The organism is bacterium (assembly GCA_026708015.1).
Taxonomy (GTDB): domain Bacteria; phylum Actinomycetota; class Acidimicrobiia; order Acidimicrobiales; family Bin134; genus Poriferisocius.
In genome coordinates this window covers 86011-104194 of sequence record JAPOVT010000041.1, presented here as the reverse complement: position 1 = coordinate 104194, position 18184 = coordinate 86011, and the positions used below count along the sequence as shown (strand labels likewise).

Sequence of the window (18184 nt, the reverse complement as noted above, 5' to 3'; positions counted from 1 at the left end):
TACCCCCCACAATACGCGCAACGATAAACAGAAGAAAAAAGATGTTCTTAAATTTTTTTTGAAAAACCCCGCCCCCCCCCCGCACCCCCCCCCCCCCCCCCAAAAAAATGGGCTTCCAAAGGTTCTCCTCTGGAGAGCCGCTTTCGGTTCAACCGGGACTATTATCTGGCATGAACATTACCGACCGTCTCAGACTTGGTAGATCCCTCATCGAAAACTGATGAAAACACCCACCGACTACGACAACCCCGGCTACGCGCAAGCTCGTGCCCTCGAACCTGAAATGGCAGAGAACTACGTCGCGCACGCCATGATCGGCGACCCCCTGGCCGATGCCGCCGTTGAGGCTCTCTCCACCCTGAAGCGCTCGGAGTCGAACCGGCTCATCTCGGCCTACATGAGCCCTCCTGACGGGAATGAACTCCCTGATGCCCCATCTGAGGTCCGCGCCCTCTTTGACGATGTCATGTCCCCACCAGACTGGCTCGACCTTCCCGCTTTGAATGCTGGCATTCACATGTTCCACCGGAACCGGAAGATGGTGGTGGCCGGAATGTTGGCCGGAGTCCTGGTGGAGGGTTTCTCCACCAACATCAGCGAGTCCTTCTTCATTACCGGCCGCTTGCGCTACCAGGGTGTGCGACGTCTCCAGCAGAACAACCGTCATATGGTGGAGATCTTCTTTCCCGGCGGCATGGAGCCCTATGGAGACGGGTGGAGGCTCTCCTTTCGGATCCGCCTTGTCCACGCCCAGGTCCGGTACTTGCTAAACAATTCTGAGGACTGGGACGTGGGTGCTATGGGCATCCCGTTGAGCGCCGCCCATTGTGGCTACGCGATCACCGCGTTCTCCGCCCGGCTGCTCAAGCACATGAGGAGTCTGGGAGCAGCGTTCAGCGAAGAGGAGGCGGCCAGCTTCATGGCCACATGGCGCTACTCGGGGCTGCTTCTGGGAATTCCCGAGTCGATCCTCTTCAAGGGAGAAAACGATGCTTTGAAGCTGTATGACATCGGCACCATGTGCGAGCCAGAGCCCAGCGCCTCTTCTGTCGTACTGGCTAATTCGCTGGTCAATTCGGCACCCCTGGTGGTTGGCATCGACGACCCAGTCGAAGGCAAAAAGTTGTCGCAATACGTCTACAAGGTTTCGCGAGCGCTCATCGGAGACTCGCTGGCCAACCAGCTGAACTATCCCAAGCAGTCCACGTTCGGCGTGCTGCCCTGGTTCCGCGTCCAGGCCAGGTATGACCGGTTTACCTCGTGGGTCCTTCCCAAGATGGCCCGCAAGAGCAACGCTTCCAATTTCACAACCCTTATGTCGGGGTCTTGGTATCACGACGAGGGAATCACCTACGACCTGCCAGACCACGTTTACGCCGAGGAGTCCAGCAAGTGGTGAGCCTCTCTAACCGGCAGGCAACTCTCTGAGGCCAAGGCATGTTCCGCTGGCAGGCCCGCACAATCCAGAGATCGCCACAACTCGTTCTTCTGGTATTGGGGGCGGTGACGCTGGCCCTTTTGGCCGGCTTCCTGGTTCGAGACCGGCCTGAGGGGCCAATCGACTCCACCGGGATCTTCCTTCCTGCCGACAGCGACCTGGCCGATGCCACCGACGCCATCAGGGAGAGCTTTCCCGCCGCGGCCGACTTGCGCGTGGTCCAGATACTGGCCAAAGGCGACGTCCTCACCGCTGATTCCCTTCGGACCGTCAATGACCTGCAAACCGCCATCATCAGCGATCCGGAGATTGCGCCGTTCCTGGTCAATGACCCCCTCTATGGATACGTCCAGCTCTTAGAACTAGCGGCAGCCGATGTGGGTCTCAGTCTGGAAACGCTTACTGATGCCCAAGTTTCTCTCGGCCTGGCCCAGTTGGCGCAGGACCCAGAACGCGCCGAATTGAACGACTTGCTCGGCCGCTTTGTGGCCCGCGGCGGCGACGGCGCTCCCATTGCCGGACTCTCGCTGGTCATTCTCGACGATGTCGGCGACGCTCTCGGCCAAGAGGCGGCTCAATTGCGGGCCCATGAGATTGCCGATTCATTCGATACGGCATCCCTTGACGTCACCATCATCACGCTGGCCAAAAGCGATGCCGAGGGCAAGGATGCCCGAGAAGAGAACCTGCTGATCCTCACCGTGATCGCGCTCGCGGTGATCGTGGTATTACTGGCCCTGTTCTACCGGACCCAGTCCGACGTCCACATCACCATGCTGGGCCTCGGTATGACGATTCTCTGGACGTTCGGAGCTCTGTCCTGGCTCTCCCCCGGTGGTGTCGGCATCGTCGATCCCGACAACATCCTCCTGACGCTCGTCCCCGTCCTGCTCATCAGCCTATCGGTGGACTATGCCCTTCAGATCGTCGGTCGCTACCGCGAGGCACTGCGTGAAGGCAACGAGGGAGGCGGCAACGCAGAGCATGCCAAAGACACCGGTGAGGGCGGCGACGCCTCCGGGCGGGCTATTGCCCGCTCGGTGCGGCTATGCGGTGTGCCGGTCTTGCTGGCTGCTGGCACAACCGCCATCAGCTTGCTGGCCAACTTGAGCAGCCGTTTCGAACCCATTGCCGACTTCGGCATTATCGCCAGCATCGGCGTCATCTCGGGCTGGGTCGTAATGGCCAACTTCGTGCCATCCGCCCGGTTGATACTGGACCGTCGGCTCGCGGCTAAGGGAAAGGCGCCGACAACCCGTCCACTGGCCGATACGATTCCCGGGGCAGGAGCCGTCCTACCCCGGGTTGCCACCGGCGTTGCCCGCCGGCCTTTGCCGGTCATCATCGTTGCTTTGGCCCTCACAGTTCTGTCCGTCGTGGCGGCGAACAACCTCAGCACGAGCTTCGCCGTCAAAGACTTCTTGCCCAATGACTCCGACACCTTCCAGAGTTTCGACTTTCTGGAGGAGAACTTCGACGGCAGCGCCACCCTGATGACGGTGCTCATCGAGACCGACCTTGACAACGCCCGGGCGGTTCGTAACCTCACCGATTTGCACGCCACGCTGGTTGATCCGCTGCGGCGACCCGATGGCATTGTGGGACCTCCCCTGGCCTCAGCCGGAACGCTGCTCGCCGACTCAACCGAGCAGAGCGGAGGCAACTACGACCCCGCCGTCGCCGCGGCTTTCGACCACCTCAACACCAGCATCACCGCCACCGACGAGGAGGCCCGACAGGCGTGGGATCTGCTGAGAAGCGCGGACCCTGAAGGCTTCGCCGAAGTGCTCGACCTCCGCACCGGGGAACTCGACCGCACCATCATCCAGATACCGGTTGCCGTGGAGAGCAACGAGGCTCTTCAAGAGCTGATCACCGAATTGGAGACTCTGTGGGGAGGCGACAGCTCCGAAATCACCGTCACCGGCGGCGACGCCCTTATCGCTCTGATCACCGAGGAACTGGCCGACAGCCAGGTTCTCAGTGTGGGCCTGGTCATTGCCGCCGCGCTGTCCATCCTGGTGGCCTACTTCGCAATAAGCCAGGCCCGCCCGCTGCTCGGCTTGATCACCATTATTCCCATCGCCGTGACCCTCTCCTGGCTGCTGGGCGCCATGTGGGTGTTCGGAATCTCCTACAACATGGGCACCGCGCTGATGGTGGTGCTGACCATCGGGATCGGCGTCGACTACACGATCCACCTGACGCATCGCTTCTTGGAAGAGTTGGAGGAGTCGGCGCGGGTGGTTGATGCCATCAGGGGGGCGATGGTCACCACTGGTGGGGCTCTGTTGGCCAGTGCGCTCACCACCGCACTGGGCCTGTTGGCGCTGTTGTTCTCACCCCTCATGCCAATGCAGGAGTTGGGCATCCTGGCCGCGGTGGCGATCCTGTTCGGCCTGATCGCCACATTCACCGTGCTCCCTCCCCTGCTGGTGCTCTGGGCCCACTACCACCGCTGGCGGACCCACGAGGCCAGCCTGGTGAGCGCAGGCGGCGGCTAGAGGGCAGCTCGACCGGCGCTGAGGCCGCCGTCGACGTAGATCACCTGGCCCGTCACATAGCGGGCATCGTCGGAGGCCAAAAATCCCACCACATCGGCAATGTCGTCAGGCTGTCCGTTTCGGCCTAAAGGCACGGCCTTAGCCCGGCGCCGGCCTAGCTCGCCCTCGTAGTTGACCTGGGTGCCCTCGGTTTGGATCATCCCCGGGCCGACGGCATTGACCCGTATGCCCCGGCGGCCCAATTCCAAGGCGGTTTGCTTGGTGAAGCTTTCCACTGCGGCCTTGGACGGAGGGTAGATGCCCACCCCGGGCGAGTTGGAATTGGCGGCGCTGGACGAGAGGTTGACGATGGCGGAACCCGGTCCCATCAGCGGGGCCAATGCCTGGGTGCAATAGAACACGCCCATCACGTTCACCTCCAGCACCCGGCGCACATCCTCAGGGGTCATGTCGTCCATGTCGGCGAAGATCCAGATACCGGCATTGTTCACCAGCACGTCCACGTGGGTGAGCGATTCAGCTAGAGCCGCCACCGATTCCGGATCGGACACATCGCACTGCCGCCATTGCCCGTCAAGCTTCTCCGCGGTGGCTGCGGCAGTCTCGGGGTTCAGGTCCACCGCCACAATGCGATGGCCGTCCGCCGCTAGCCGCTTCGAAATCGCCCGTCCGAGCCCCTGCCCGGCGCCGGTTACCACTGCTGTACCCATCGGGCCAGCATGACAGATAAGCGGCGCGGCGTTGGTACGGTCCCGGCGTGCGCCATCAACGCCATCAGTTCCGCTGGGTGCTGCTCGGCGCGCTGTGGATGGTGTACTTCTCCTTCGGGCTGGCGGTGTTCTCCATGGCGCCACTGGTGGAGACCATCCGCGAAGACCTCAACATGAGCAAGGGGGCCATGGGCACGGTGCTGGGCGCATGGCCGCTGGTGTTCCTGGTGGCGGCACTCCCCTCCGGCGCGCTGGTCGACCGGCTTGGGTTGCGTCGTTCGCTGGGTATCGCCACCGTCCTTATCTCGGTCTCCGCACTGTTGCGCCCAGTGGCCGACAGCTTCATCGCCCTGTTCGGCTCGGTGGCGGTATTTGGCTTGGGCGGGCCCCTGGTGTCGGTGGGCGCCCCCAAGCTAATCAGCGTTTGGTTCGATGACCAGGAGCGAGCCATGGTCATGGGGGTCACAATGACCGCCCCGGCAATTGGCGGCGTCCTCCCCTTGGTCACTGCCAACAGCGTGCTGATGCCTGCCTTCGACCAGAGTTGGCGGGCCACCCTGTTGGTGTATGCCCTGATCACCGTGGGGGTCATAGCCATCTGGCTCCTAGCGGCTGCCGCGGCCGAGAGGGTCGCTCCCGGCGCCGATCGCGATGCCGATCCCGCTCCCGGGTTCTCCGGTGCCTGGGAACTGCTCAGCCGTAGAGCGGTCCAGCTCATGCTGGTCATGGCTTTGGGCATGTTCTTCTTCAACCACGCGCTCAACGGGTGGCTCCCGACCGTGATCGAAGACCGGGGGTTCTCCAGTTCAGTGGCGGGCTATTTGGCGGGTGCGGTCACGGCATTAAGCATCGTCGGTGCACTGTTGGGCCCCCGGTCCATCCCTGAAAGCAGCCGAATCGCCGTCATGGCAGCGGTTTTCGCTCTATTCGGCATGGCCATCGTCTTGCTCACCGTCGACGGCAGGCCAGCTACGTTCGTCGGTTTGGCCATCATCGGATTGAGCAAGGGACTTGCCGTGCCGATGGCTTTGCTGGTGATGATGCAGCTTCCTGGGGTTGCCCAGCGCAACATGGGCGCGGCGGGCGGGCTGTTCTTCACAGTGGGAGAGGCCGGCGGCGTAACCGGCCCAATTCTGTTCGGCGTGTTCTCCGATCTGGGCGGATCAACCGCTGGACTGGTGCTGCTGGCCGGGGTGGCCATGGCTACCGCTGTGCTTGCCTTCCTGCTTCGCTCTGCGATGGCCGGTACTCCCCTGCCCGTTGGCAAGAGCTAGCCGCTAAGCACCTCGGCCTTGGATGAGTCCTTGCAGGGCGTCGTCGTCGTTTACCAGGTTGGCCACCACTGCTTCGTCGACATCGGCCACGGTGATCTGCCCCACCTCGTCGGATACCGAGGAGTAGAACCCCAAACCTCGCATACCCGCGGCCTGTCGAAAGTTGTCCTCGGTGGGGGTCAGATACTGGACCGATACTGCGTTGTAGCGCCGGATCAGATAGAGGTGCATCAGGGTCATCAGCCGTTTGCGACGCAGCGCCGGACTGTGGGTGTTCTGGTCGCGTACCGAGAGAATTGCCCGACGGCGCCGGTCGTGGAGCACCCCGAACACCACATTGGCAAGGTCGTTGTCACCGCTGCGAACCACGAGTTCGAGGATCTCGGACCCTGCTGTGTAGGGGCGCAATTGCACATTCAATTCGGCATCGACGTTGTTGTGCAACGCCCATCGCTCCAACCAGCCTTCGAGCTCCCGGGTGGGCACCTCGGTCTGAACGAGGTGTTGGAACTGGGTCGATCCCTTGCCCATGGCCCGGGTGGTAGCGGTGCGGCCGGAGCTGGCCATGAGTGCGGCATCGAGCCGAGGTCCCCCCACCAGGGTTTGAGGGGTCTTGTACGGGGAATCGACCAGGCGGAACTTTCTTTGAAGCCGCGCCAGAGCCAGCATGCCGTCCTGTTGAAGGGATGCGGCGAACTCCTCGCCGGCCATGCCGTCGATCTGGTGGCCGCCGTAGGTAATGAAGTTGAACACAAATCCGAGTCGACCCAGCTCGGCGGGAAATTCGCGCATCTCGTCTTCGGTCATGCCGGTGGTGTCCCAGTTGAAGGAGGGCGAAAGGTTGTAGGCCAGCATCTTGTCGGGGTACACGGCATGGACCGCCTGGGCGAATTCCTTGGCATCCCCGAGGTCGGCAGTCTTGGTCTCCATCCACAGCAGGTCGCAGTACGGGGCCACGGCCAGTGACTTGGCCACTGCGTAGGGGATGCCCCCCTGCACCTGGTAGTAGCCCTCGGTGGTTCGGGCCACCTCTGCGTTCCAGGCCACGTCAAGGCCCTTCTCCGCGGCCCGGCTTCGGGCGGTTGCGGTGTCGACCGTGCGAGCGAAGCCGAGCCACTCCCCCACTTCCATTCCGAAGCTCTCTCCCTCCGATGCCCGCAGCGACAGCTGGTCGGCCACGGCCTGGGCATACGTGGCCAGCCCCGACGCCCGGTGCCACGCTTCAGCCAGCGCATCGGAGGCTCTGTCCACGGCGTCGTCGGCCCGGGGGTCGGGTGAGGAGTGGTAGATGACCGCGGCTTTCTCGATGATCTGGTTGACCCCGGTTTGATCGAGCCAGGCGATGGCCCGCTTGTAGCGGTTCTCGGGCACGGCATACAGCAGATGACCGTTCACCCCTTCCACGCCAGCTTCGGCAAGCAGGCGCAAGACCGCCAGATAGGCATCCTTGTACGACGGGACTGATTGCTGGGTGGCCCCCATTATGAACGGCTGATCGCGCTCGTCGGTGCCGCCGTCCAGCAAATTGGCCGCCTCGGCATCGGTACGGGCCACGATGATGCCGGGAACGCCCATCACATCCAACTGGAATCGGGCCGCATTGAGCCGCTTGATCTGTTCGTCGCACGGCACCAACACCTTGCCGCCTTGATGCCCGCACTTCTTGACCCCCGGCTTTTGGTCCTCGATGTGGTACCCGGGCACTCCGGCCTCGACGAATCGGCGGATCAGATTTCTGACGTGGGCGTCACCGCCGTGGCCGGTATCGGCGTCGGCAATTATCGACGGGGTGAAGTCCACCTCCGGGGAGCGCATGCGCTCTTCAATGCTCATCCGCGATCGGGCGAACCGCTGGTTGCGGTCGGCGGTCAACAGCGCACGGACCAAACCTGCCGCCTCATCGGGAACCATGCCCAGCGGGTAGCTGGCCAAATCGGGACCGGGATCCTCGTGCAATGAGCCCTTCGCGGAGGTGGCCCATCCGCCCAGGTAGATCCCCTCAATTCCGGCTCGCTTCATAGCCACCGCCTGGCCCGGAGAGTAGGGGCCGAAGGTTGAGATGCACCTCCCTTGCTCAAACAACTCCCGCAAGCGGGCATAAAACCGCTCGGACGCCAATCGAGCCACGGTGTGATCCTGATTGAGATTCCCGCGTTGCTCCACTACTTGACGGGCCGAGTACAGGCGGGTGATCCCCTCGAAGCGGGGCGAGACCATCCACGACTGGGTGGATCGGACCTCGGCATCGAATGAACCGGCAACGTTGGCGGCCATGCTGATACCTCTCAGGTCTGGTGAGGGTGGTTGTCCGGCGACGATAGCAATCGCGCGAGGCCTAACTGCACCTTTATTTCCAGGAAACATGACCTTGCTTGAGAAATCGGCCAAAGCAACTTCTACCCTGAGGCCGTGCCCATGACCTACGAGACCCTTGGAAGGCTCGAAGTGGCCAGCCCGCTGGCCGACTTCGTCAGCCATCGGCTTGCTCCTGGCACCAACGTGGGGGTCGGAGACTTCTGGTCGTCCTTGGAGCAGATCGTCGAACGCTTCACGCCGCGGGTGCGAGCCAGCTTGGATGAGCGCGACGACCTACAGGCTCGAATCGACTCCTGGCACCTTGACCGGGGTTCGGAACCCGAGGGGGCGGCCGACTTTCTGCGCTCCATCGGGTACCTGGTCGAAGATCCCGGACCAGTGCCGGTGACCACCGCGGGGGTGGACCCTGAAATTGCGTCGTTGGCCGGGCCGCAGCTCGTTGTGCCGCTGGACAACGCCCGCTATGCGCTCAACGCGGCCAACGCTCGCTGGGGCAGTCTGTACGACGCCTTCTACGGCACCGACGCAATCGACGAGGCGGAGGGCGCCGAGCGGAGTGGGCCATACAACCCGATGCGGGGCCAGCGGGTAATCGATCGAGTTCGGGCTCTGCTGAACGACCATGTTCCGTTGTCCTCCGGCTCCCATGCCGACTCGGTGGCCTACACGGTGACTGCCAATGGGCTGCGGGTTGAACTTACCGATGGCACTTCCGCAGAGCTGATCGTTCCCGAGCAGTTTGCCGGGTATACCGGTATGGCTTCGGCACCCGAAACAGTGCTGCTGCGCAAGCACGGCCTCCACATTGAGCTGGTGATCGACCGCGACCACGCCATCGGCCGAGATGACCCCGCAGGGGTGGCTGATGTGATGATGGAATCGGCCCTGACCGCGATCATGGACCTTGAAGACTCGGTAGCCGCGGTGGATGCGGAGGACAAGACCCTGGCCTATGCCAACTGGCTCGGCCTGATGCAGGGCACTCTCACCGCTTCATTCACCAAGGGCGGGCAGGCCATGACCCGCAGCCTGAATGCCGACTCGACGGTGATCGACCGGTTGGGAAGTCCCATGACGGTGCGTCGTCGCAGCGTCATGTTGATCCGCAGTGTGGGCCTGCACATGGAAACCGACATGGTTCGCCTGAATAGCCAGCCGATTCCAGAGACCATCGTCGACGTGGCGGTGGCAGCTTGGGGTGCCCTCCACAATCAGACCGGCTCTGGCCCCCATCGCAACAGCCAAACCGGGTCGGTGTACATCGTGATGCCCAAGCTGCACGGTCCCCGCGAAACGGCTCTGATCCGTGAATTGTTCACTGAGGTTGAGGGCATCTTGAGCCTTTCTCCCAACACGCTGAAAATGGGGATCATGGACGAGGAGCGCCGGACGTCTCTCAATTTGGCCGCCTGCATTGCCGAGGCCTCAGAGCGGGTGGTGTTCATCAACACCGGCTTTCTGGACCGAACCGGCGATGACATCCATACCAACATGGAAGCCGGCGCCATGGTCCCCAAAGCGGAGATCAAGGCGTCGGGATGGCTGAACGCCTATGAGGAGGCCAATGTGGCCGTCGGGCTGGCTATGGGTCTGCCGGGGCATGCCCAGATAGGCAAGGGAATGTGGGCTCGGCCCGACGACATGGCGGCCATGCTGGACGAGAAGATTGGCCATCCTCAAGCGGGAGCAACCACCGCGTGGGTCCCCTCCCCCACCGCGGCCACTTTGCACGCACTGCACTATCTGGAAACCGACGTTGCCGCTCGACAGACCGAGATTGCAAACTCGCCGCCAGACCGTGCCGAGGCCGTTCAAGCCATGCTCGCCCCCGCGGTCTTACCGTCGGATCGCGAGCTCTCCCCGGCGGAGATCCAACGGGATCTGGACAACAACGCCCAAGGAATCCTGGGTTACGTGACCCGATGGGTGGGCCAGGGAGTGGGATGTTCCAAAGTGCCCGATATCGACAACGTCGCTTTGATGGAAGACCGGGCCACCCTTCGGATCTCGTCCCAGCACATCGCCAACTGGCTCCACCACGGGCTGCTGTCGGAAGAGCAGGTAGTGGAGACCATGCTACGCATGGCCTCTGTGGTTGACAGCCAGAACGCCGACGATCCTGCCTACGAGCCCATGAGCAGTGACTTGGCGACCAGTATTCCGTTCAGCGCGGCTCTGGCTTTGGTGCTGGAAGGCCGCGATCAGCCCAACGGCTACACCGAGCCGATCCTCACCGCCCACCGCCGCCGCCAAAAGGCGTCCGGTTGAGGGACCGATCCTTCGGCGCTACATCCCCCACGGGCTTAGATCTACCTCCAGCTCCCGGAGGCGGTCGATGATCATGGGTGGATCCATGGTCATGGCGGGCCAGTGGTAGTCGTAGATGCGGATGTTGAGCACAAGCGCGATGTACTCAGCTACCTGGTCAACGGTGAAGTAAATGCCCCGGCGGCCGATGGACGCCTCGTAGGCGGCCCCGTTCTCGCGGTTCAACACAAAGTTGGTGTGGTCGCACATGTGCTTCATGTCGGTGTTCACCCAATCCCAGATCACCTCCGTACTCAGGATCAATGGCTCAGAGGGCTCCGCGGATAAGAGCTTGAAGTCCTTGGAGACGAGGGTGATAGGTTCCAGCGTGTGAGCGTCGTAGGTCCGCAGCTCTACCTCCTTGTCCCGGAAGTACGGGGTCCACGACACCCCGATCCCCTCGTGGGCGCAGCCGATATAGCTGTGGAACTCCCCGTCGATGTACATCTCCACCTGGCTGGGGAACGCCGAGAACGGCGGGGCCTTCAAGATGTCGCAGTTGGGCGACGTCTCGTCAATCACGAACACGATCCCCAGTTGCAGGAGCTTGAGCGCCTCCAGCAAGCGACGCCGCTCGATGCCGGTTCCCGCGTGCATGGCGGCCAGATTGGGGGCTCGCTTGTTCTCCGCCCAGTAGTCGAAGACGAACTGCCGCAGTTCAAGGGCGTCCTCGGTCCACTGAATCTCGGGTACATGCTGGGGCATCGTCCTACTCCTGTTCTCGCCTGGTCAGATCTTTGCCGCCGAGCCACCGCCGACGAATAGCTGGCTGGCGTTGGTAAATCCGGAGGCCCCCGAGGCCGCGAACACGATGGTCCGGGCCACCTCGCCAGCCCGACCGACCCGGCCCTGGGGAATCCGGCTGCCGAGCACCGTGTCGGCGAATTCCTGAGGACTCATCTCCTGGGCGGCAGCGGCATTGGCGACCATCTCTATCAGCCGGTCGGTGGCCGTTGGCCCGGGGTGCACTGCCACCACCCGGACACCGTCTGGCGCCACCAGTTGCCCGACCGAGACGCTTACGTGGGTCAACGCGGTCACGATGCACGCCAGTACATAGCCTGGTGATGCCTCCGTGCCCGCCACTCCGAGCACGTTCACCACTGTGCCCGAGCCCTGCTGTTGCATCTCTGGCAATACGGCGCGCATGGCCCGCACATATCCCATCAGCTTGAGGTCGATGGTCTCTTGCCAAGCCTGGTCGTCGGCGTCAAGAATCGATCCCCCGGTGGAAGAACCAGCGTTGTTGACCAGCACATCAACCCCGCCCAACTGCACCATAGCTTCATCCATGGCCGCCGCAACCCCGGTGGCCGTCGACAAATCGGCAACCACGGGGATTCCGCCGATCTCGTCCGCCATTGCTTCTACGTCGGCAAGGGTGCGGGCAACCACCGCCACGTGAGCGCCTTCGGCAGCGAAGATCCTGGACGCGGCCGCCCCGATTCCCCGGCTCCCCCAGTCACGATTACCCGCGCTCCTCGGAGTCCAAGATCCATAGGCGCTGACGTTACCCTCGGTGAATACTCTGCACCGACTGGTTCGCGGGTTCCCGCGGGTCGTCAGACCGGTGTTCCGGTGTGTCGATATCGGACGAGGGTGGCGTCTGCTGGCCGACCGGTAGGGCTCAAGCCACTCATCGAGTTCCTGGAAGCGCTGGGGGCAAAGCCGATAGACGCGACACTGTGCGTCTGTGCGTGACGTTACGAATCGGTTCGTCCGCAGCACCTTGGCCGATTCTGTTCGGCGCGGCCTCGGGTTCTGGGATAGTTCTGCTTTGATATCTATGATATCGTCCATGTAGAAGACTCTTGTTTGGTGAGGAGGAGCGATGGCTGACATCCTGATTCGAGGCGTTCCCGAAAACTTGGTGGTGGAGATTGACGCTAAGGCCAAGCGCTTGGGCCTGTCCCGGGCTGAGCACCTAAGGCGAGTTCTAGCCAGGGAGCACGCCAGAAGTGAGGGCAAGACGACGGTAGCTGACTTGAAACGGGCTGCCGAGCGCTGTGCCGACCTTGCTGATCCTGAAGTCATGGCGAAAGCCTGGTCGTGACAGCATGGTTGATCGACAAGTCAGCCTATGTGCGTCTGCCGAGCAGTCTCAATGCTGAGGAGTGGACGTCGAGGATTGAGCGCGGCCTCGTTCGCGTTACGACGCTGACCCAACTGGAAATCGGATTCTCCGCTCGCTCGGCCGACGAGTACCGTCTAAACCTCGACGAACCACCACTCTCCAAGATGCCCGTGGAGTACATCACGTCGACGATCGAGCGGCGAGCCATGGAGATTCAGATGGCCTTGGCCGACATTGGCAAACACCGGGCACCAGCGATTCCCGACCTCCTGATCGCCGCCACTGCCGAATCTGCTCAGCTCACAGTTCTGCACGTGGACAAAGACTACGAGCTGATCGCCGAGGTCACTGGGCAGCCGACAGAGCGACTTCGGTTGCTATAGAGCCAATCAAGCACCACTAATCTGCCGGGCGTGAGCGACCGCCCTGCCCCCATTCGCATTGAGGACCTCGTTGATCCGGTGCTTCCGCCCGAGATTGCGGAGATGATGGAGCAAACTGCGCCGCTGGCCGACCAGATCGAATTGAGCCCCGAGGCAGTGCTGGGCGCGGCCACCGCCCAGTCGGGGCTCAGCGATTTCGGCTCCGACGAATTCCGGGAACCGTTGGAGGTGCTGTGTCGGGCGATGGACACAGAGGCCGACCTCTCCCCCATGGGCAAGTTGAGCCAGTTCAGCCAGCTCACCGCCTTCGCGGTCAATCGGCTGCGCATCGAGCTGTACATAAAGGACCACCCTGATGCCCTAGACGTACCCGTCGACCGGCCTATCGTGATCGCCGGGCTGCCCCGTACCGGCACCACGCATTTGCACAACCTCATATCTGCCGATCCGGCGTTGCGCTCGCTGCCCTGGTGGGAATCTCTGGAGCCGGTGCCCCCTACCGAAGAGGCCGGCACCATTGAGGGCCGCGTTCAGCGGGCCAAAGACGGGCTGGTGATCATGAACAAGGCCGTGCCCCATTACGACCGAATGCACGAGATGACCTGGGACCACGTCCACGAGGAAATCCACCTGCTGGCAATCGACTTCTCCACGATGCTGTTCGACTGCTCAGCCGTTATGCCCTCCTGGCGGTCGTACTACAAGGAGCACGACCAAACCCCGCATTACCAGTATCTCAAGCGGATCCTCAAGGTTCTTGCTCATCAGCGCCCGCCTCGCGAGCGCTGGGTCCTCAAGTCGCCCCAGCATCTGGAGCAGATTGGGCCGCTCATGAACGTGTTCGGTGACGCCACGGTGGTGTTCACCCACCGAGACCCGGTGTCGATCACCGCCTCGTTCGCCACCATGATCTGCTACTCGGCCCGCATGAGCGCCCCCCACCCGGTTGATGTTCACGGCATTGGCCAATGGTGGGCCCAGCTCATCCAGGACATGCTCCAGTCGTGTACTGACGACCGGGACCTGGTGCCTCCCGAGCAGTCCATCGACGTGCTGTTCCACGATTTCATGGCCGATGACGTGGCCATGGTGGAGCGTATCTACAAGCTGGCCGACCAGCCGTTTACTTCCGATGTGAAGGCGGCCATGGACCAGTACATGGTCGAGCATCCCCGGGGAAAGCACGGCAGGGTGATCTACAACCTGGCCGATTTCGGCATGACTCCAAAGGAGCGCCGCCAAGCGCTCAGTTTCTACACCGACCGCTTCGCGGTGGAGCTAGAGCACTAGCGAACCTCAGCCAACTTGACCACCTCAGCGCCGATGGGGTCGGGAGTCCGCTCGGGCAAGAACCAGCGGAACCAGATGCGCCCGTGAAGCCGGCCCTGGGTGGATACCCAGTTGGGCACACCGGGGTCGGTTGCCGAGATCACAATGGTCCACGACCCGTCATCGTCGAGCTGCACTTTGGAGCTATTGGTCGTGACATCGTCGTAGTCGTAGTTGAAACAGTGCAAAAACTGGTTCCACAGGCACATGTTCCAGAAGACGCACTCCGGGGAGCGGCCCTTCAGAACAAGCGCCTCATCATCGTCCAACTCGAAGGCTCCCATTGCGTAGGAGGCATCCCCCGCGGCCCAGCCGAAGGTCTCAGAGGGAACCGGGAAGGGGTCATCGATGTGGTTGAGCGTGCCCAGCGGAATGGGAACCATGGCGGCTTGCTCCTTCACCCACGTAGTCGCGTGCTGGAAGCGCCGGGCTACCTCAGCGTCGGTGTGCACGTCACTCCACTCAGGAGCCGGGTCCAAACACTCGATGCGCCAGCGCGCCTTCTCCCCGTTGACGGGGTCGTTCATGTAGTCGCGGGTGCAGGCCACCACAGCATCTGACGCCAGCTTCAGGAAGTTGCCGTCGTGGTCGTTCGGACTGACGATCATCTCGTAGGTGCCGTCGGGGTTGGGAGTCATCTGAGTGGTGTTGAGCGTTCCGACGATGCGCTCGGAGTAACGGCCGTCATCCGGTCCGCCGTACACGGTGAGCGACAGGTACACCGCGTCGCCGGGGTCCACGGTCACCCGGTAAGTGCGGGAGGGGTCGATCCGGGTCATGAAGTAGAAGGCGTCGGAGTTATCGCCGCCCCACTTCTTGTACGGGCCCACGATTTCGGTGAACCGAGGCCGGTTGGTGTCGGCCCAGACGTACACATCCAGCGCCACCTGGGTAATGGAGAAGATCCATCGGTAGCCCTCTAGCACCGCCTGGTCATCGGCCAGCGCCTTGGGGCCCGAGAGAAACTCCTGATCGAGGCCCTTCATGGTATCGATCAGCTCGTGTACTGCCGCGCTGGTCTCAAAGCCGGTGTCTGTCATGGGTTCTCCTTTGGACTTGCTGATTCCGGTGGCTTCTTCAGGTCGTCGACGAGTTGGCGATTGGCCCGAATGAAGACGCCCTCGGCACTGGCCGTCACAGTCCCGTTGTAGAGCATCTCCCCAGAGGCGTACAGCTTGCGGCCCTCGCTGCCTGATGGCCAGGCTCGCAGGGCGATATTCTCCAGCAAGGGGGTAGGCCGGTGGTACCTCACATTGAGTGTCCCCGTGTACCCACCTCTGCCGTTGACCACATTGACCACGCCCAAGAGCTCGTCGAACACCATGGCGATGATCCCGCCGTGTACCAGTCCCGGTGGACCGGCATAAACCGCCGACAGGTTCATCCGCCCGTGAACTTCTACGTCCTCAACCCAGAATTCGGCCGGAGGCGAGGCCGGGTTCAGCCGTCCGATAATCGGGCTGTAAGGGAAGAACGCCATGGGGTCGCGGGACTCGAAACCGGTTTCGAGGTCGCCCATCACCCCTTGGCGGTGGAGACCTTCCATCTGCTCAGCCTCCAGCAGTTTTGCTGCCTGCTCGATCAAGTCGGTGGCCTCGGACACGGCATCGTCGCCTGCCGCGGTTACCCGCGCCGCGTTCAGCAGTCGGCGGGCGGCCCTGGCCATGGCCAGCCGTTCGACACCAGCGCCGTAGTCGGGGCTGGGGGCAGCGCTGGGGGCGTCCCAGAGTGGCGGTTCGGTCAAGTGAAGAGGTAGATAGGGGCGTCAGTCAGTGTCGTAGCCGTACTCGACCACGAAATCGGTGCCGGGAAGACCAGGGGTGATCAGTCCAGCTCTCCAGCCGCCGTCGACGTTGACCTCTGAACCGGTGATGTACGAGGCTTCGTCGCTGGCCAAGAAGAGGGCAGCATAGGCGATTTCAATCGGCTCACCCACACGGGCAATGGGGTGGAATATGTAGGGCTCTTTCTCGGCCCGGGGATCATTATTCGGATTGCCCATAGGCGTGTTCACCCCGCCAGGATGAATGGAGTTCACCCTGATGTCGAACCGGCCCCACTCAATGGCCGCGGTCTTGGTCATGCCCCGGATGGCGAATTTGGAAGCGGAATAGCTGATGAGTCCGTTCTTGGACTGTTGGCCGTCAATCGAGCTGATGTTCACAATGGAACCCCCACCGGCCATCTTCATAGATTCGAAAACGGCCTTCATCCCCAAGAATGTGCCTACCTGGTTGACGTTTATGACCTCCATGTAGTCGTCTAAAGAGGTCTCTTCAATGGCTGCCGGCCTAATAATGGCGGCGTTGTTGACGAGGGCAGTCAGCGACCCCATCCCCGTGGCCACCTCAACCGCCGCGGCCCAATCGGCCTCTTGGGACACGTCAAGGTGTACATAGCGAGCGTGTTCGCCAATGCTGGCGGCTACCTGTTCACCGTCGTCGTCGAGGACGTCCCCCAGCACCACTTTGGCCCCTTCGGAGGCGAACAGCCGGGCCTCAGCCTCACCCTGCCCTCGAGCTGCTCCAGTGATGATCGCTACCTTGCCATCCAGCCGTCCCATCTTTCGGCTCTCCTTCTTCGATCAGGCGGTACTTGCGGGGGTCACACTACCCGTCCTGTGGATGCGGCCCTAACCTGTGCATATGGATCTGGGATATCGGGCGTACGACGCCGACAATCACTACTACGAGCCCCGAGACGCCTTTACCCGCTACATCGACCCCGCATTCGCCGATCAGGCAGTGCGGCCGGTTACCGAGCCCGACGGCACCGAAGAGGTATACATCGGCGACCGGCGGTTCACTTTCTTGGAGCACCGGAACTACGACACGGCACCTCGACCGGGAATGCTGCGGGACATGTTGAAGGCCATGAAGCGGGGCGACGACGGGGGGAACATCAGGGGCACTCGGGTTTCAGAACCCCACCGGCCCGAATACGTCATGCGATCAGCCCGAGTCGAGGTGCTCGACGCCCAAGGAATCGAAGCCGCTGTGCTGTTCCCCACACTGGCGGTGTGTGTGGAGCACTACATGGTTGACGATCCCGATCTGCTCTACGCCAACCTGTCCGCATTCAACCGCTGGTTGGACGACGAATGGGGCCTCAACCGGGATGGTCGCATCCATGCCCCTCCCCTGTTGTCGCTGGTCGATCCCGACCGGGCCGTGGACGAGCTGGAATGGGCGCTGGGGCGGGGAGCTCGGGTGGTGTCGGTTCGTCCGGGGCCCGCGGCCGGCCGCAATATCGCCGACCCGGTCTTCGATCCCTTCTGGGCCCGGGTCAACGAAGCTCGCGCGGTGGTCGGTTTCCACATCGGCGAGTCGGGTTACAACCAGTCGATGTCGGTGCACTGGGGCGAAGAGCCCAATCCGCCGTCGCACCGGCAGTCGGCCTTGCAGTGGACCTGCTTTTACGGCGACCGCCCGATCATGGAGACAGTGGCTGCGCTGATCTACGCCAACCTGTTCGAAGCCTTTCCCAACGTCCGGGTCATGAGCGTGGAGAATGGCAGCCTCTGGGTGGATTACCTGATGGCAGCCATGAACAAGATGAACCGAATGGGCCGCAATGGTCCGTGGTTTAGAGGACCGCTGAACGAAAAACCCAGCGACGTGTTCCGCCGCCACGTGTTCGTATCCCCCCATCATGAGGAGCCGGTGGCCGATCTGGCCCGGTCGATCGGAGTTTCCCAGGTGTTGTTCGGCTCCGATTGGCCCCACGCCGAGGGCCTGGCCGAGCCATTGGAATTCGTGGAGGGCCTATCGAGCCTCTCCCCCGCCGAAACTCGGCTCATCATGCGAGACAATCTGGCCGGTCTGTTGGCGAGCTAATTCCGCCAGTCGG

Annotated in this window: 15 protein-coding genes; 8 read left to right on the top strand and 7 right to left on the bottom strand. The window is 62.5% G+C overall.

The features are described from left to right. Positions 1-220 precede the first annotated feature (220 nt). Both OXG30_09080 and OXG30_09075 read left to right on the top strand, forming a co-directional pair. Positions 221-1399, top strand: coding sequence for an oxygenase MpaB family protein (locus OXG30_09080; GenBank protein ID MCY4135051.1), 1179 nt, complete (start codon positions 221-223; stop codon positions 1397-1399). 38 nt (positions 1400-1437) lie between these two features. Next, the gene (locus OXG30_09075; GenBank protein ID MCY4135050.1) at positions 1438-3942 is read left to right on the top strand and encodes an MMPL family transporter; all 2505 of its coding nucleotides are present in this window, start codon (positions 1438-1440) and stop codon (positions 3940-3942) included. Here OXG30_09075 and OXG30_09070 read toward each other — a convergent pair. Next, positions 3939-4652, bottom strand: coding sequence for an SDR family NAD(P)-dependent oxidoreductase (locus OXG30_09070; GenBank protein ID MCY4135049.1), 714 nt, complete (start codon positions 4650-4652; stop codon positions 3939-3941). The two genes, OXG30_09075 and OXG30_09070, sit on opposite strands and share 4 nt — an antisense overlap. Positions 4653-4699: 47 nt before the next feature. Between OXG30_09070 and OXG30_09065 the strand changes: the two genes are divergently transcribed. Next, positions 4700-5926, top strand: a complete 1227-nt coding sequence (locus OXG30_09065; GenBank protein MCY4135048.1) for an MFS transporter — start codon at positions 4700-4702, stop codon at positions 5924-5926. A 3-nt stretch (positions 5927-5929) separates the two neighbouring features. Here the strand turns inward: OXG30_09065 and OXG30_09060 are convergent, their stop codons facing one another. Then, on the bottom strand, positions 5930-8200 hold the full coding sequence (locus OXG30_09060) for an isocitrate lyase family protein (protein MCY4135047.1): 2271 nt from the start codon (positions 8198-8200) through the stop codon (positions 5930-5932). A 141-nt stretch (positions 8201-8341) separates the two neighbouring features. Here OXG30_09060 and OXG30_09055 point away from each other — a divergent pair, with 141 nt between their 5' ends. Then, a complete protein-coding gene (locus OXG30_09055; GenBank protein MCY4135046.1) occupies positions 8342-10510 on the top strand; it encodes a malate synthase G in 2169 nt (722 codons plus the stop codon). A gap of 18 nt (positions 10511-10528) precedes the next feature. Here OXG30_09055 and merB read toward each other — a convergent pair whose 3' ends face one another. Beyond that, a complete protein-coding gene (gene merB, locus OXG30_09050; GenBank protein MCY4135045.1) occupies positions 10529-11254 on the bottom strand; it encodes an organomercurial lyase in 726 nt (241 codons plus the stop codon). A gap of 24 nt (positions 11255-11278) precedes the next feature. Then, positions 11279-12349: an SDR family oxidoreductase gene (locus OXG30_09045; GenBank protein ID MCY4135044.1), complete on the bottom strand. Its 1071-nt coding sequence runs from the start codon at positions 12347-12349 to the stop codon at positions 11279-11281. A gap of 31 nt (positions 12350-12380) precedes the next feature. Between OXG30_09045 and OXG30_09040 the strand changes: the two genes are divergently transcribed. The 3 genes from OXG30_09040 to OXG30_09030 are packed head-to-tail and all read left to right on the top strand — an operon-like array spanning position 12381 to position 14296. After that, positions 12381-12602, top strand: coding sequence for a ribbon-helix-helix protein, CopG family (locus OXG30_09040; GenBank protein ID MCY4135043.1), 222 nt, complete (start codon positions 12381-12383; stop codon positions 12600-12602). Further along, positions 12593-13006 carry a PIN domain nuclease gene (locus tag OXG30_09035; GenBank protein ID MCY4135042.1) on the top strand — a complete coding sequence of 138 codons (414 nt, stop codon included), beginning with the start codon at positions 12593-12595 and terminating at the stop codon, positions 13004-13006. Before OXG30_09040 ends, OXG30_09035 begins: the two co-directional genes overlap by 10 nt. 30 nt (positions 13007-13036) lie before the next feature. Next, positions 13037-14296, top strand: a complete 1260-nt coding sequence (locus OXG30_09030; GenBank protein MCY4135041.1) for a sulfotransferase — start codon at positions 13037-13039, stop codon at positions 14294-14296. Here the strand turns inward: OXG30_09030 and OXG30_09025 are convergent. From OXG30_09025 to OXG30_09015, 3 genes are read right to left on the bottom strand one after another with little or no spacing between them, the layout of a single operon-like run. Continuing rightward, complete coding sequence (locus OXG30_09025) at positions 14293-15375, bottom strand: DUF1214 domain-containing protein (protein MCY4135040.1); 1083 nt, start codon at positions 15373-15375, stop codon at positions 14293-14295. The genes OXG30_09030 and OXG30_09025 overlap by 4 nt on opposite strands. Then, entirely contained in the window at positions 15372-16079 is a 708-nt protein-coding gene (locus tag OXG30_09020) for a PaaI family thioesterase (protein MCY4135039.1), read from the bottom strand. The genes OXG30_09025 and OXG30_09020 overlap by 4 nt, the downstream gene beginning before the upstream one ends. A 21-nt stretch (positions 16080-16100) precedes the next feature. Continuing rightward, complete coding sequence (locus tag OXG30_09015) at positions 16101-16898, bottom strand: glucose 1-dehydrogenase (protein MCY4135038.1); 798 nt, start codon at positions 16896-16898, stop codon at positions 16101-16103. Between the two features lie 82 nt (positions 16899-16980). On the opposite strand from OXG30_09015, the gene OXG30_09010 reads away from it, so the two are divergent. Further along, positions 16981-18171, top strand: coding sequence for an amidohydrolase family protein (locus OXG30_09010; protein ID MCY4135037.1), 1191 nt, complete (start codon positions 16981-16983; stop codon positions 18169-18171). Positions 18172-18184 lie beyond the last annotated feature (13 nt).